Origin of the sequence: Vibrio sp. 10N.261.51.A3, from assembly GCF_041471965.1 — a bacterium.
Taxonomy (GTDB): domain Bacteria; phylum Pseudomonadota; class Gammaproteobacteria; order Enterobacterales; family Vibrionaceae; genus Vibrio; species Vibrio crassostreae_C.
In genome coordinates, this window is the sequence record NZ_JBFRPK010000107.1 from 1 (window position 1) to 16,090 (window position 16,090).

Here is a 16,090-nt window from a genome sequence, read left to right on the forward strand (position 1 = left end):
CTTAAGGTTCTGTCTATGAGGTAGCTTTAGTTTATTGAGAGCATTGAGTGTTGTTGCTCTTGAGTGACGTTGACGGTTTTCCATCAATACAACCAAATTAAATCAGTTTGTTTTTTTGAGCTAAGGGGCTTTAGATATTTAAGTTATTCATAAACTAATATTTAGAGTTAAAGTTCAAACTATTGTCATTTACGAAGCTAGGTAATTGATATAACTATACTTTATCATTGTTATTCCGTGATGGTGCTCAAGAGATAGTCTCTGTTTACGTTTTTTTACTTGAAAGCTATGCTAATAAGGACATAATGAACGTAAAGTTTACGTAGGTGGTGAAGGTGTTAATGTGAGCGAATCTAAAACAGAGACTGACTTAAAGAAAACAACTATACATGAAGCCGCAAAAATCGCGGGTGTATCAATAGCTTCGGTTAGTCGAGCTTTGAATAATAAACCTGGTATCAGCGAGAAAACACGTAAACGAATTTTAGATATCTGTAAGGATTTGGGTTACGTGCCGAGTACATCTGCGCGAGAGTTAATGGGAAATCATAAAAATACCATTGCTATATCTCTTGGGCCGATAGACTTCTACGCTTCTCGTTATTTGGGAATGCTTTGGCCTTCACTATCAGCTGCAATTCGTAACTCTGGTCGTAACTTGTTACCTGTGAGCTTTGGGGAAGTTGACTTACAGCAAGTTGGTGGTGCGATTTTACTTGGTATGACTACCAATGACCCACGTGTTGAAACCTGTAAAGAACTGGGTTTGCCATTCGTATGTATTGGTATGAGCGAAGGGTCCTTCTGGGTTGCTCCTGATGATTTCAACGGTGGTCGGGAAGCGACGCAACACCTAGTTGATAAAGGGTTAAGCGACATTTGTTTCGTAACACCAACAACTTATGGTGATGGTTATCAGTTTCGTCATCAAGGTTATATGTCGGTCATGGCGAGTAATGCGCTACCTATACGTGAATTGCGCACTGGGCATGATCCACTGGGAGAGATTGCCGCATATCGTTACTTTGTTTCTATGGATAAGCAACAACTCGAGCGCCACCAAGGGTTTGTTTGTGAGAGTGATGAGACGGCTTTGGGGGTCATTGCTGCGTTAAAGGATCGAGGCTACAAGATACCGGAAGACTTTTCTGTCGTTGGTTATGATGGTTTACCGGGAATTTCAAAAATGCTGACTACAATTGTTCAAGATACGGACAAAATAGCAGCCAAGGCAGCTTCTATGCTTGAGCTTGCTATGTTAGGAGAGCAGCCAGTAGGAGCTGTAGTTCCTATAACTCTGAAGCTCGGGCAATCGACGTAAACCAACAATATTAATTTTATTAACATGGGTATATCGAAAGGTATACCCATTTTTTATTCAATAAAGAAAACTTTACGTTATTGCGATGTGTTAAGTTATGAGATTAAGAAAATAGAGGCTTTTTTATAGTTTTTTCTGTTGGAGAAGCCCAATGTCTGGCCAAAATAAGAGCAAGATCACTAAAATTGATTACTGTAACTTAACAAGAACGAAAATGTGACCGGAATAGCGTAAGCGTTTACGTTAAGTGTGCATAATACCCTCAGATTTTGAAATTAATGAACTGAGGGCAACATGAAAAAAACAATATTGGCAGCATCCCTACTTGCTGCAAGCCTGTCTGCAACCGCAACTGAAAAAACAGAAATTACTATTGCTGGCTGGGGTGGTAATGATGTCGTTGTATTGAATAACTTGGTCAAAGAAGTATTAGCTGACGATTTTGCAAAATCGGGGCTAAGCGTTAAATACCAAGCGGTAGAAGGTGACTTCTCTCAGTTTATAACCAACTCTTTATCGGCTGGTACTGCACCTGACGCATTCTACGTTGACGTGGTTTTTGCTAATACCCTCGTTAATTCTGGCAAGGTAGCAGCAAACAGTGATTCACTCGCTAATGTGAGCTCTGCAGTCATTCCAAGCCTAAATAGCGCGTTTACGTCAAATGGTAAACAGTATGGAATTGCTAAGGATTTCAATACGATCGCGCTGCAATATAACAAAGATATTTTCGATGATGCAGGCGTTGATTACCCAACAAATAGCGATTCTTGGGAAGATTTACGTAAAAAACTGATCGCGGTGAAAGATGAGCTAGGTGATGAAGTATCAGGTATCTGTGTTATGCCTGATTACGCGCGTTTTGCTCCATTCGCACTTGCGACAGGCTGGAAACCTTTCAATGAAGAAGGCAAAACCGTACTGGATGAGAACTTCGAGCGTGCATTCAATTTTTACACGGGCCTTGTATCAGAAGATGAAGTTGGCATTTTGGCAACAGACTTAGGTCAGGGCTGGGGTGGTGGTTGTTTTGGTACAGAAGAAACGGCTGTAGCGCTTGAAGGTAACTGGATCAGTGGTTACTTACGCGACAAAGCGCCAAACCTTCCTTACGGCACAACACTAATGCCAACCGATCCGAAAACCGGTAAGCGCGGCAATCTTCTATTTACTGTTGCATGGGGCGTAAATGCAGACGGCAAAAACGTAGAAGCAACTCAAAAAGCCGTTCAGATCCTTACTAGTCAAAAAGCGCAAGAGTGGGTATTGGACTCTGGCCTTGCACTACCTAGCCGCAAATCTCTAAGTGACGCTAAATTCTTTGAAGTTGAAGATTCAGAAAGTGAGTTGGCGAAACAAGTATTTAAAGGTGCTCTAGAAGGTAACGTTGAACCATTTGCGTTTGGTGATTACGGCACGGCTTGGATGACTCCGATCAATGAAGCCTTGAACTCTGTACTGCTTGGTCAAATGACGCAAAAAGAAGCGCTCAAAATGGCACAAGCAAAATACGATGTATTGACGGCTAAGTAGTAGGGCGAACGATGAACTCTTTACGTTTACGCCAACAAGTTTACGGATGGCTCTTGGCAGGGCCATTTGTACTGACTTTAGTGGTGTTCTTTCTGTATGCATTGGTTCGTACAGTTTACTTTAGTTTTACTGAGTACGATCTGTTCAGTGACGCTGTTTGGGTTGGCTTAGCTAACTTCAAGGCGTTGCTTTCCGACGACTTGTTCTTACTGTCATTGGCAAATACGATTTGGTTCTCTCTCATCGTAACCTGTGTTCAAACGGTATTAGCACTAGGCTTAGCGATTCTAGTTAACTCAAAGATTCGTGCGAAAAGCTTCTTTAGAACGGCTTTTTACTTACCAAGCATTCTTTCTAGTGCTGCGGTAACGTTAATCTTCATTTGGTTCTACCAAAAAAACGGTTACCTAAACGGCTTTGTTACGGACGTAGTGAATCACTATCCGCACATCAGTTGTTTCGTGCTGATAGCGGTGGCATCTCAATTTGTTTTGGTTACCAAAGACCGTATTAAAGGACTGCCTGTTGGCTGGTTCGACCCGGCATGGGCAATTCTCTCTGTGATTGTGGCGGGCATCGCAACCTTTATTGCAAGTGCAATGGGGTGGATTGAAGTCACGAAAGATGTGGTTGAGGTTAACTGGCTGAACACGCGTGACCATGTTGGTCCAATGCCATTAACACTCTGGGCTATCGTGATTCAGAATATCTATACCACGATTCCAACCTTCATGTTGCTCTTTTTGGCGGGCTTGCAAGGCATATCTGGTGAGCTATATGAAGCCGCGCACATTGATGGGGCTAACAAGTGGCAACAACACTGGAATATTACGATTCCTCAATTGGCTCCTGTGACATTCGTTGTCGTGACCTTCTCGATCATCGGTACGCTACAGATGTTTGACCAAGTTGCTCTGCTGGGTTCAGCTGCACCTCTCGAGTCACGTATTACTATGGCGTACTACGTTTACCACAACGCATTTCCACCGGGTGGCACGCCACAAATCGGTATGGCGAGCGCAGCGGCATTGATATTGGCATTCATTACATTGGCAGTAGTTTATCTGCAGAAAATCTTTGGAATAAAGGAGAAGGCAGATGGCTAGTCACACTATGACTTCAAAAGATGATGCGGTTCCTGTGGCATCTATGGAACAGGTAGCGAAATTTCAAGAACGACGCCGCTGGGCGAAAGTGGCGTGGGTATACAGTGCACTGATTCTGGTCGCAACAGTAATGTTAGGTACTTTCGTTGTCGCCTTTTTAGCGAGTTTAAAAGACGACCCACTTGAGCAACCATTCAAATTTAACTTTGCACAGGTTCAACCTAGTAACTGGGGGGCAGCATACCAACTGGGTCAAGAAGGTAACAACGCACCTATGTTTGGTGGTTTTGCTCCGGGAGCGACGGTCAACTTTACAGTCACTTACGCTGTTGAACAGGGCAAAGAGTTTCAGGTACCGACCATTGAAGTTCCACGTCGCCGTCCAGGTACTGGCATGGCAGCAGCAACGGTGACAGATTTTGCTTCTGATTATGCAGTGGTTAGCGAACCTCGTCTGGTTGCTTCAAGTGATGATGTCACCTATGTCGAAAGGCGTGGTCGTAACGAGATCACAAAGCAAGGCCAAAGCCAAACTTGGGAATTTAACATTCTTTACCAAGGAAACGGTCCTGAAATTGCGACGCTTCCACTAACCGTAGAATCACCTCGTGGACAAGTGTTGATTGATAGCACCCTGGCACCAAGCAAGATGGAGCGTCGTGGTCGAGTCGCTGCATGGGATAACGCAACACCGGGTGTGATCGGCTATGTATTCAAGTCTTACGTTCGTGTTTACACAGAGTCTGTGAGTTTGGATACAGGTAAGAGCTTGTTCATGAGCTGGACCATCAACTCGTTCTTTATCGCGATTGGTAAGGTGATTTTGACTCTGTTCCTCGCGTGCACCGCAGGCTATGCATTAGCACGATTGAAGTTCACTGGTGCACGTGCTGTATTCGCTTTCATGTTGTTCAGTATGATGATTCCAGCACAGGTGACGTTTATTTCTAACTACTTAATTTACAAAGATATTGGGTTGTTAAACACACCTTGGGCGGTCATCACTGCGGTGGTGGCATCCGGTCAAGTACTCATCATGAAGCAGTTCTTTGAAAACATTCCCAAAGAACTGGAAGAAGCGGCAATCGTCGACGGTGCTAGCCCGTTAGTGATTCTTTGGAAAGTATTTATGCCATTGGCTAAACCAGCCATTTTGTCTGTAACCATCCTTGGCTTTCAAGGGGCCTGGAATGACTTCTTCTGGCCACTTGTGGTGATAAACAGCCCTGCGGATGCATTCACGCTTCCTGTTGGTCTATTAAGTTTACGTAACGCCTATGGCGTAGCAGGTGACTGGAACCTGATTCTTGCAGGCGCGTTCCTGTCGACAATTCCAGTACTTATTGTATTTATGGTTTTTCAACGTTACTTCGTTGGTAACGATATTTCTTCCGCTGTTAAAGGTTAATCCTCGGGGATATTTAAGATGTTTATGAACTACACCGCTGGTCAAGGCGAACTAAAAAATTGGATCGTTGAAGAGACGGCATTTGATTCAGCACTTCAAGGTAAATGTGAAGTGGTAATGAGCCAAGGTAACGGCTACATGGGTGCCCGTAGTGCCACGGAAGAAAAGTATGTAGGCCAAGTGCGTAACCTATTCATCGCAGGTACTTATAACAAGTTCGATGAAGAGGAAGTAACCGAGCTTCCAAATGCTGCAGACATGAGTTCAATTGAGATGTTCATTGATGGCCGTCGTTTCCATCTGGAGTCTGGCGAAGTAAGCAACTACTCACGTCGTCTAAACGTTAAGAATGGTGAGCTGACTCGTGAGTTCACTTGGACAAATACAGAAGGCAAAACGTTTGAGATGCGCTTCCGTCGCTTTATCTCGCAAGCAAACCTTCATCTAATGGCGTTCGACGTTCAAGTTAAGGCTGTAAACAGCGATGCGAAAATCGAAATCCGCTCTGGTGTCGATGCTCAGCTATCTAACTCTGGCGCTCAGCACTTCCACGAAGGTGAAAAGCGTATCTACGACAAGCGCTTCATTGAGCTGCTACAACATACGACAGAAAGCAAAGTTGATTTCGTATTCCTAACGTCTCATCGCTACTTCGTAAATGGTACAGAAGTTGAGATCGACCCAGGTCTACAGATGGACCGCCGTAAGGTATGGCTGAACATCCATCAAGAGCTAAAAGCAGGCGAGACATTTGGCACTGAGAAAGTGGGTGTTGTACACACTTCTCGTGACAAGCAGTTCGATGTTGAAGGCTACGAGCTTCAAGCTCTACGTGACCACGCACTAACTAACCTAAAAATGAATGCTGACCGCAGCTTTGACGAGCTATTAGCAGGCAGCGGAGTTGAGTGGGACAAGCGTTGGGACAACATGAACATCACTATCGGTGGCAACGATTTTGACCAACTAGCGACGCGCTTTGCTCAGTACCAACTAAACATCTTCACGCCAATGCACGACTCTCGCTTCGGTATCGGTGCGAAAGGTTTATCTGGTGAAGGTTACAAAGGTCACTCGTTCTGGGATACAGAAGTATTCATGCTTCCGTTCTTCATCTACACGATGCCAGAAGTTGCACGTAGCCTACTTGAGTACCGCTTCAAAACACTGGGCGGCGCACGTAAGAAAGCAGCAGACAACGGCTACATCGGTGCTCAGTTCCCATGGGAGTCTGCACTTACAGGTGAAGAAGTAACGCCAGTATGGGGCGCAGTAGACATCATCACGGGTAAGTCGACCAAGATTTGGTCTGGCTTTATCGAGCAGCACATCACGTGTGACATCACTTATGCGCTATGGCAGTACTACCAGATCACGGGTGACCAGAAGTTCATGGACGACATGGGTTACGAAATCATGTTCGACACAGCAACATTCTGGACAAGTCGCCTAGAGTGGCTAGAAGACCGCAACATGTGGGGTATCTGTAACGTAATCGGTCCTGATGAGTACAAAGAGCACATCGACAATAACGCGTTCACTAACTACATGGCCGTTGAAAACATCAAGCTAGCGATTCGTTACTACGAAGACCTAGAAGCATCTAACACAGAGCTACTGGCGAAGCTGTCTGACAAGTTGAACCTAGTTGAAGCGCGTAAGATGTGGCTAGAGCGTGTTGAAGATATCTACCTACCGCAACCGCGTGAAGAAGATAAGATCATCCCACAAGACGATACTTACCTACAAAAAGAGATCATTGACCTAACTAAGTACAAAGAGCAGCCATTCGTTGGTGGTCTGTTCCAAGACTACAGCCTAGATCAAGTGAACGAGATGCAGGTTTCTAAGCAGGCTGATTTAATGGTTTTATTCCTACAACAGGAAGATAAGTTTGACCTAGAGACTAAGCTAGCGAATTGGAACTACTACGAGCCGAAAACGCTACACGATTCTTCTCTCAGTCTATCAACTCACTCTGTACTGGCGTCAGATGTTGGTAACCCAGAGTTGTCTTACGACCTGTTCCAACAAGCGGCTTCTATCGACATTGGTCAGAACATGAAGAGCTCGGATCACGGTATCCACGCAGCGTCTATTGGTGGTATGTGGCAGTGTGTTGTATACGGTTTCGGTGGTGTACGCATGCTTGGTGGCGAACTGCGCATTAACCCGAACCTACCTAAACAGTGGGATAGCGTTAACTTCCCAATCTACTGGAAAGGTGAGCGTCTGGAAGTAACAGTAGACGGTGCTCAAGTAAGCATTGTTCGTCCAGAGTTTAACGGCCAGCCACTTAACATCGAAGTTGCGGGTGAGCCACGTGTAATTGAATCAACAGAGGCTACTTTCAATGTGTAAGGCATTTATCTTTGACCTGGATGGCGTAATTACTGATACCGCTGAACTGCACTACCAAGCATGGCAGCATATGGCGAACGAAGAAGGTTACTATTTCGATCGTGAAATCAATGAGCAACTGCGTGGTGTGTCTCGTGAGGCCTCTCTAAAAATCATCCTAGATGGGAAAGAGATCAGCGAAGAGAAGTTTGCAGACCTAATGAAACGTAAGAACGACTACTACGTTGATCTGCTAAACACAATTTCTGCAAAAGACGTACTACCGGGCATCGAGCAGTTCCTACTGGAGCTAAATGCACGTGGCATCAAGGTAGCACTGGCGTCAGCAAGTAAAAATGCGCGTCCTATTCTACACCGCCTTGGCCTTACGCCACTGTTTGATGCAATCGGTGATGGATGGTCAGTACAACGCTCTAAGCCAGCACCAGACGTGTTTATTCACGCGGCAGGCCAAGTAGGTGTAAACGCTGACGAGTGTATTGTGGTTGAAGATGCAGAAGCGGGCGTAGATGCAGCCAAAGAAGCAGGTATGCGCGTAGTGGGGATTGGCCCTAATGAGCGCGTTGGTCATGCAACATGGCGCTTCGAGGATACAGCTGAGATGAAACTTGCTGCAATCCTATAAAGCTAAACGCTGATAAAGCAAGCTTTACACATAATAACAAAGGGGCAGCTTGCCTGCCCCTAATACGCCGAACAAGGCGAAAGATTTATAACGTAGGTAGAACAATGGCACGCTTAGAACTGAAGAACATCAATAAAATTTATCCAGATGGTGCGCACATCATCAAAGACGCCAACCTAGTAATCGAAGACGGTGAATTTACGGTTTTCGTTGGGCCATCAGGTTGTGGTAAATCAACCATGCTACGTATGGTAGCTGGCTTAGAAGATATTTCTTCAGGCGAAATGTGCCTAGATGGTGAGGTTGTTAATAACCTGTCTCCTACGGACCGTGGGATTGGTATGGTTTTCCAATCCTATGCACTCTACCCACATATGACGGTAGAAGAGAACATCGCATTTGGTCTGAAATTGGCGAAAAAGCTCAGTGCAGACGAAATCAAAAAAGCCGTTAAAAATGTTGGTGAAATGCTTGAGCTGACAAATTTGATGAAGCAGAAGCCAAGCCAACTTTCTGGTGGTCAGCGTCAGCGTGTTGCTATTGGTCGTGCGATTGTCCGCAACCCTAAGCTTTTTCTTCTTGATGAGCCGCTGTCGAACCTAGACGCATCATTGCGTGTTCGTATGCGACTTCAATTAGCGGAGTATCATCAAAAGCTGAAATCAACCGTGATTTACGTGACACATGATCAGGTTGAAGCGATGACCCTTGCTGACAAGATCGTTGTACTACGTGATGGTGCGATTGAGCAAGTAGGTTCACCGTTAGATCTTTACTATTTCCCGAACACATTGTTCGTCGCAGGCTTTATTGGTTCTCCAAAAATGAACCTGCTACCAGCCACACTAATTTCTGCTTGTGAAGACAAAGCACACGTTGAAGTGGGTGATTACAAGTTTGAAGCGGAAGTGAATGCTCAAGGAGCAACTCAAGGCGCACTAATGACACTTGGCATCCGCCCTGAAGATATCCACCTAGATGAGCAAGGCGTTGGCGTTATTGTTGAAGGTTTTGAGCGCCTTGGCACTGAATCACTGCTTTACACAACACTGGTGCGTGGCGGTCAAGAAGTCTTAGTGCGCGTTCCAGGTACAGTTCATGTTGAAGTGGGCCAGCGTTTGAACATCCGCATCCCTGCTGAAAAATGCCATCTATTTGATAATAAAGGTAAGGCATACGAGCGTGGCCATACGCTCAATGACCTAATCACGCTGCCGCCTCAAGTGCAGCAAGCAAGTTAATAACGATAAGAATAATAAAAAAGCCCGCGGGTGAGCGGGCTTTCAATTACTGCGTTAGCAACGGTTACAGCCGTTGCTAACGTGGACATTAATGCCTGTTGTAGCAGGTACCAATAATTGCTCCTCACCGGAGCGGCAGTAACATAGTGATAATAAGGTAATAATCATGAAAAAAACAGTAGTGGCTTCCTCTGTATTCTTAGCTTTAGCTTTTTCCAGTGCTCTATTCGCTGAAGAGACGCAACAGGATGATAAAAAGGAAGAAAGATTAGCAGCCACAGTTGAGCAGTTAAAGTCTGAATACTCTAATGCAGAACTACTTACTGCGTTAGATGCCCCTCAGCAAGAGGAAAGTAAATTTCATGGAGTTCTAGGTAGTAATATCGAAGTCGAGCGTATTATTCGAGATGATGGCGTTAATGAAGGTAAAGTGAAATACACTATAGCGCAAGGTAGTTTCCGACACGATGACTTACCTGGTTGGGACTTTGGTTTTTATTCTGGCCGTGAAGAGTTGTTTAATGGCAACCTGAAGCATGCCGACTACAACCGAGGCGTAAACTCAATCCAAGAAATCTATGTTAACCGTAGTTACAACCATGAAAAAGGTAACATTGGTTGGGGTTTAAAGTTAGCCGGTGAGAGTATTGATCAGCGCACGACTCCGGGCGGTAAAGTGTTTGGCTCTTACCAACTGACAGATCGTTTGGGTATGCATGGTTACGCGCTTTACCACGTGGAATACAAGCGTGGCACCGGTGAGTTTCCATACTGGGAAGTTGAGCCGGGCTTTGGCTACAAAATCAATGACAATACGGGCGCGTGGTTGAACTTTCGTTACCAAGAAGGTCAGTGGAATGCAAAAGATGGGTACTCAGAAACTGAGACTGAGTGGATTATCAAACCAGGTATTTGGCATAACTTCGGTAAGCTTTCTGCGTCATTGTGGGGTGAATTTGGTTCATTCGAAAAGAGTGTTGATGCAACAGGCGCTCATGCGTGGACGGAAGATTACTCTAAGCTAGGTGTGTCTGCCAACTACCCACTTTCAAAGAACTGGCGCATGTTTGGTGAGGCAAGCTACAAGAAAATTGACTTCGCTAGCGGCCCGCAACGCGATGAGTTCGATGGTTACATTCCACTGTTTATCTTAGGCGCAAACTACAGCTTCTAATTCAAAATTTGTTTCTCTCCTTCAAGCGGAGGAGGGAGCACCACTCTTTTTAGTATTTCTAGTTTCGGGCTGGCTTTGGCGGCAACAGGTCCATTTCGGAGCCTAGGCTTAGGCTCCATTTTTTATTGTCTATTCGAACCTAGACATATTTTTAACAACATCGGTATCGGCTTATGAGCGAACAATATCGCCCTTCACTTCATATGACTCCTGAATCTGGCTGGATGAACGACCCCAACGGATTGGTCTACTTCAGCGGCCAATATCACCAGTTCTATCAATATTATCCCCATGACACAGTATGGGGCCCAATGCACTGGGGACATAAAACCAGTAAAGATCTCATTCACTGGCAAGAGAATAGCCCAGCACTGCTACCTGATGAGTCAGGAATGTGCTTCTCCGGCAGTGCAATTGTCGATTGGCATAATACCTCTGGGTTATTTGAGGACGGCCAGCCGGGTTTACTCACTTTCTATACTTCGTTTATTCAGCCTAAGGTAACACTTGCCGACGGCACGCAGGTTGAAAACCCAATTCAACAACAGTCTTTAGCGTATAGCCAGGATGGCATGACGTGGAAGAAGTATGCTGAAGGTGCACCGATTATCCCAGCTCGTGGCAACCCCGACTTTCGCGATCCGAAAGTAACATGGCATGAAGAGAGCCAAGCTTGGGTAATGGTGGTCTCTTGTGGTCAACATATTGAGTTCTATCGCTCAACCGACCTACTAGATTGGCACTTGGTCAGTGAATTTGGTTACCAACATGGCGCGCACAGCAAAGGTCCTTGGGAATGCCCGGATCTGTTTGAGATGCAAATTGAAGGTAACGACGAAACTCGTTGGGTGCTAGTGGTTGGCATAGGTGAAGGCGCACATTGCGGAGGTGCGGGCACGCAGTACTTTATTGGTGATTTTGATGGTAAAACCTTCACCAACCACAATTACCCTGAGACTGTGCTGTGGCTAGATTTTGGTCGAGATTACTACGCGACACAATCGTTCTCTGATGTCCCAAAACAAGATGGTCGTCGCATCGTCAGTACATGGATGAGCAATCATCAATATTCATCAGAACTACCCACAAACGCTTTCCGTAGTTCAATGGCACTACCGCGAGAACTGTTTTTGTTCGAAAGTAAGGCAGGATTGCGAGTAGGCCAGAGTTTTGTAAAAGAGTTAAACACAGCGCTAAGCCTTGATGCGCAAGAGATCTTACCAAATGATGAGCAGGCAGTAAGTATCTACAGCCAACATAAAGCGATGAAGTTCACCGCGGATTGTTCGTTGGATTCAGAGCAAACATTGCACCTGAACGTGTACCAAGATACGCCAGCTTTCTTTGAATTTAAACGCTCGGAAAAGGGCATTGAAGTGCGTTCGGTGCGTCGCGGTCAGTTTGGCAAAGCGCACATTGATAAGCACTTCCCACACGATTACCGAATCGAGTTACCTGTTGATAGCAAATTCCAAGTGGAAGTGTTGATTGATAAAGGCTCGGTCGAGCTTCTGATAAATGGTGGCGAGTTCAGCTTCACTAATCTTGTTTATGCAAAAAATACCGATGCCAACGTAGCACTAAGTGTCGATAGCGGCAGCTTAAATCTAGCCAATGTCCAAGTAGCCAGCCTAATGGGAGAGAAATAATGTTAACCGAACAACAAGCTCACAAGGCTCTACATCAAGTACTTGAATCCGTTGATCTGCCTAAGCTAACTAAGAAAGATGAAAAGGTATTTTTAGAACGCCTTGAGCAATACTTCCCATCACTGACTATAAAGCTACATGCTCTCTATGGTGAACGTTATGACTTCTTCCTTCACTTACAAAAGCTGGTGGTTGTCCTCGCTAAGTCCTTTGCTGGTCGTAAGCGAAAGTGGAAGAACCTAGATGAAAAACGTCTAGTAAACCCTACGTGGTATCGCAGCGAAAAAATGCTTGGTATGGCTGTTTATGTAGACCTGTTTGCGGGCGATCTGAACAAGCTGCAACAAAAGATCCCATACCTAAAATCCCTAGGTATTAACTATCTTCACCTAATGCCATTATACAAAGCACCAGAAGGGGATAGTGATGGTGGATACGCTGTGTCGGACTATCGCAAGGTTGATCCTAAGCTAGGCACAGAGAAAGACTTAGCTCAATTGGCTGAGGCTTTGTCGAGTGAGGGTATTAGTCTAGTACTGGACTTTGTATTCAACCATACGTCATACGAACATCACTGGGCAGAGCAAGCGCGTAAGAGTAACCCAGAGTTTGAAGACTTCTACTACTTTTTTACCGAGCAGCAAGATGTCGACGATTACAACCAAACCTGTCGCGAGATTTTCCCAACGGTACGCCGTGGTAGCTTTACGTATCTTGATGATATCCAAAAGCACGTTTGGACAACATTTAACAGCTTCCAGTGGGATCTGAACTACTCAAACCCAGCAGTATTTAACGCAATTACTGATGAGATGCTATTCCTAGCGAATATTGGTTGTGAGGGTTTGCGCCTTGATGCGCTAGCGTTCATCTGGAAAGAGAAATGGACACAGTGTGAGAGTCTACCAAAAGCGCATGCCCTGATTCAGTGTTTCAATACCTGCCTGCAGATTGCTGCGCCAGCAGTGCTATTTAAATCGGAAGCGATTGTGCACCCTGACGAAGTAGCACAATATATCGACAAGGGTGAATGTCAGCTCTCTTACAACCCGCTAATGATGGCGTTGATGTGGGAAAGTCTAGCAACGCGTAAAACTGAGTTGCTCACGGCATCACTTAAGAAAAGCTTTGAGATCTCTGATGCTTGCTCATGGGTTAACTATATTCGTTGTCACGATGATATCGGTTGGACGTTTGATGATTCGGTTGCCGAACAGTTAGGCATCAATGGTTTCGAACACCGTCGATTCTTGAATCAGTTCTATACTGGTAAATTTGAAGGCTCATTCTCGCAGGGCGTGCCGTTCCAAGAAAACCCAACGACAGGCGATTGCCGTGTGTGTGGTTCATTGGCATCTCTAGCTGGCCTGGAAAAAGCGATTGAAGCCGACGACTCACAAGCAATTGAGTTTGCACTTAAACGTATTCGTTTACTAAATAGTATTAACTTGAGCATTGGTGGTATACCACTTATCTACCAAGGGGATGAGTTAGGAATTTTGAACGACCACTCTTACCTAGAAGACGAGTTCAAACGTGACGACACTCGTTGGGTAAACCGCCCAACAATAACTGCCGAGAGTATTAAGCTTGCTGAGCAAGCTGGCAGTTATCAGCACCGTATTAACCGAGACTTAAAACAAATGGTGGAATTGCGTAAGCAAAATCCAGTGTTTGGTGAAGCGAAAACGGAGATCCTTGAAACTTATCGACCACATTTGTTTGCTTATTACCGTGCTCATGAAAATGGTGAAAAACTGTTGGCTATTTGTAACTTCAGTGAAGTCACCCAACACCTTCCCGCTTCTATTTGTGATGTGTTAGGCGGACGCGATTGTCTTGATGTTTTATCTGACCAACGCTTTAGTGGTCCAACAATTGAAGTACCTGCATACGAGGTGTTGTGGTTAAGCAATATTACTAAGGCTTAGTTTGTTGTGATTTATTACGCTCATTTCGTTTGTAGGCTCTGCTTAGTTATCAACTAGATAGCCAGTTTACGTAATGGTACGGCGAAAACACCTTATAAGAAGCCCCACCAACTCGTGGGGTTTTTTACGTTAATTATCGAGCATAGCGTAAATAAATCTAATAAAAACTCATTTAGAGTAAATATAAATTATTGTAAATTAATGATATTTTCTTTGTCTGTGGCCATTTAATGTACTAAGGTTTTAATGTCGCCTGATATAAGGTCACCTTGAACTTGATTCTTTAGGAGAGCCAAATGAAATATCTCATCGCACTTGCTGTTGCCCTAACTTCTATGTCTGCTGCTGCCGGAGTTCCTAAAAATGCGGAGCCAATTATGGCGTGTTATTTTAATGGAAACCTAATCGGCAACATGACACCGACACAGTGTTTTTCAAAAGGGGGCGCGTTATATCATGTTCAGCGTTCTTCCTCGAGAATATCTTCATAAATTGAGTGTAGTGGAAGACATATCTGAATCCATTTGTACGCCAATTTTAGTTACAGTGTGGACTCTCGGATTAGCCTGTATTCGTCATTACATAATGTGGTGGCGCTGATCTCCTGCCAAGTACCTGCTCCCAGATCTAACAAATTGCGCTGTAACTGTTTGAAAGGTGGTTCACGTTATAATTTTAAGAAAGTGTTGCAAGCATCACCTTTAAAAGTCGTTTTTTATAAGCGGCTTTTTGCTTTCTGGTATTTACCAAAACCTCCTCAAATAATGCCCACTTCTTTGGTTAGAATTGTTTTCTCTCGAGCTGTAGGCTTGGTATTCCCTTATACCTTGAGTAAGATGACCCGAACCCCCTTAGTTTTTATGGAATTATGACTGAGTTATTTGAGCAAAAAAATTTGCAGCCTTTGTACATTCAAGTCGCGGGAGAGTTAAAGCGCGAGATTGATAAAGGCACTTATCCTGCGGGCAGTAAGCTACCGTCTGAAAATCAGCTTGTGGACCTGCTGAAAGTCAGCCGTGTAACGGTGCGTAAAGCATTGCAGCAACTCAATGATGGCGGTTACATCTTCTCAGAGAAAGGAAAGGGCAGCTTTGTTAAATCCAATAAACTGCGTCACGATTTTCTTTCCATGTCTGGTTTGGCTCAAGAAGCGGCGGGCGCAGGGTTAGAGGCAACGAATATTGTTGATGCCTTTGAGGTGTTGCCTGCGGATGAGCTTGTCGCTCAGAAACTCAATATTTCGCTTGGTGAGCCCGTTAACTTTGCTCGTCGTTTACGATTGGTGAACGAACAAGTCGTCTCATTTGAAGAGTTTTATATCCCTCGAGTGCTGTTGCCTAACCTCACAGAAGTAGATCTTAAGGGATCTAAGTTCGAATATTTGAGCCGTCACGGTATTGAGATGATCAAGACGCAACAAAAACTGTTGCCGGCTCTGCCCGACGCCACCGTTCAGCAGTTATTGGATGTTGGGGAGCTTGATCCTATCTTGATCAACCAATCACAAAACTACTATGAAGAGCAGAAGATATACGAATATTCAACGGTTTACTATAAATCTAGCTTGTATGAGTTTGAGATAACCGCACGAGTTTAGAGAATGTCGAATAGCCCACCTTTGTGGGCTATTTTTTTATCTATAGGTTTTGAATGTAAGCAATCTTATGCATTTCCAATAAATAACAAGTGTGACGAATAACAAAAAAACGACAGTGAAAAACACAACCTGTATTTAACTTGT

The 16,090-nt window shown here is 44.6% G+C and carries 12 protein-coding genes; all 12 read left to right on the forward strand.

What is annotated here, in order from left to right; translation table 11 throughout:
* Positions 1-343 precede the first annotated feature (343 nt).
* The 12 genes from AB4371_RS21030 to AB4371_RS21085 all read left to right on the forward strand — a co-directional run bounded on the left by AB4371_RS21030 (position 344) and on the right by AB4371_RS21085 (position 15,946).
* Positions 344-1,321, forward strand: coding sequence for a LacI family DNA-binding transcriptional regulator (locus tag AB4371_RS21030; protein ID WP_017060356.1), 978 nt, complete (start codon positions 344-346; stop codon positions 1,319-1,321).
* A gap of 294 nt (positions 1,322-1,615) precedes the next feature.
* Positions 1,616-2,854 carry an extracellular solute-binding protein gene (locus AB4371_RS21035; protein ID WP_136982396.1) on the forward strand — a complete coding sequence of 413 codons (1,239 nt, stop codon included), beginning with the start codon at positions 1,616-1,618 and terminating at the stop codon, positions 2,852-2,854.
* Between the two features lie 11 nt (positions 2,855-2,865).
* Positions 2,866-3,960 carry a carbohydrate ABC transporter permease gene (locus AB4371_RS21040; protein WP_017060358.1) on the forward strand — a complete coding sequence of 365 codons (1,095 nt, stop codon included), beginning with the start codon at positions 2,866-2,868 and terminating at the stop codon, positions 3,958-3,960.
* Positions 3,953-5,368 carry a carbohydrate ABC transporter permease gene (locus AB4371_RS21045; protein WP_017060359.1) on the forward strand — a complete coding sequence of 472 codons (1,416 nt, stop codon included), beginning with the start codon at positions 3,953-3,955 and terminating at the stop codon, positions 5,366-5,368. Before AB4371_RS21040 ends, AB4371_RS21045 begins: the two co-directional genes overlap by 8 nt.
* Before the next feature lie 18 nt (positions 5,369-5,386).
* Positions 5,387-7,729, forward strand: coding sequence for a glycoside hydrolase family 65 protein (locus tag AB4371_RS21050; protein WP_029236448.1), 2,343 nt, complete (start codon positions 5,387-5,389; stop codon positions 7,727-7,729).
* On the forward strand, positions 7,722-8,354 hold the full coding sequence (gene pgmB / locus AB4371_RS21055; protein WP_017060361.1) for a beta-phosphoglucomutase: 633 nt from the start codon (positions 7,722-7,724) through the stop codon (positions 8,352-8,354). The genes AB4371_RS21050 and pgmB overlap by 8 nt, the downstream gene beginning before the upstream one ends.
* 104 nt (positions 8,355-8,458) lie before the next feature.
* The gene (locus AB4371_RS21060; protein ID WP_017060362.1) at positions 8,459-9,595 is read left to right on the forward strand and encodes an ABC transporter ATP-binding protein; all 1,137 of its coding nucleotides are present in this window, start codon (positions 8,459-8,461) and stop codon (positions 9,593-9,595) included.
* A 166-nt stretch (positions 9,596-9,761) separates the two neighbouring features.
* Positions 9,762-10,769 carry an OmpG porin family protein gene (locus AB4371_RS21065; RefSeq protein WP_136982394.1) on the forward strand — a complete coding sequence of 336 codons (1,008 nt, stop codon included), beginning with the start codon at positions 9,762-9,764 and terminating at the stop codon, positions 10,767-10,769.
* A gap of 173 nt (positions 10,770-10,942) precedes the next feature.
* Entirely contained in the window at positions 10,943-12,418 is a 1,476-nt protein-coding gene (locus tag AB4371_RS21070) for a GH32 C-terminal domain-containing protein (RefSeq protein WP_372150612.1), read from the forward strand.
* The gene (locus AB4371_RS21075) at positions 12,418-14,349 is read left to right on the forward strand and encodes an alpha-amylase family protein (RefSeq protein ID WP_017060366.1); all 1,932 of its coding nucleotides are present in this window, start codon (positions 12,418-12,420) and stop codon (positions 14,347-14,349) included. The genes AB4371_RS21070 and AB4371_RS21075 overlap by 1 nt, the downstream gene beginning before the upstream one ends.
* Before the next feature lie 296 nt (positions 14,350-14,645).
* On the forward strand, positions 14,646-14,840 hold the full coding sequence (locus tag AB4371_RS21080) for a hypothetical protein (protein WP_372150613.1): 195 nt from the start codon (positions 14,646-14,648) through the stop codon (positions 14,838-14,840).
* Positions 14,841-15,217: 377 nt separating this feature from the next.
* Positions 15,218-15,946 carry a GntR family transcriptional regulator gene (locus AB4371_RS21085; protein WP_017060368.1) on the forward strand — a complete coding sequence of 243 codons (729 nt, stop codon included), beginning with the start codon at positions 15,218-15,220 and terminating at the stop codon, positions 15,944-15,946.
* The last annotated feature ends 144 nt before the right edge of the window (positions 15,947-16,090 follow it).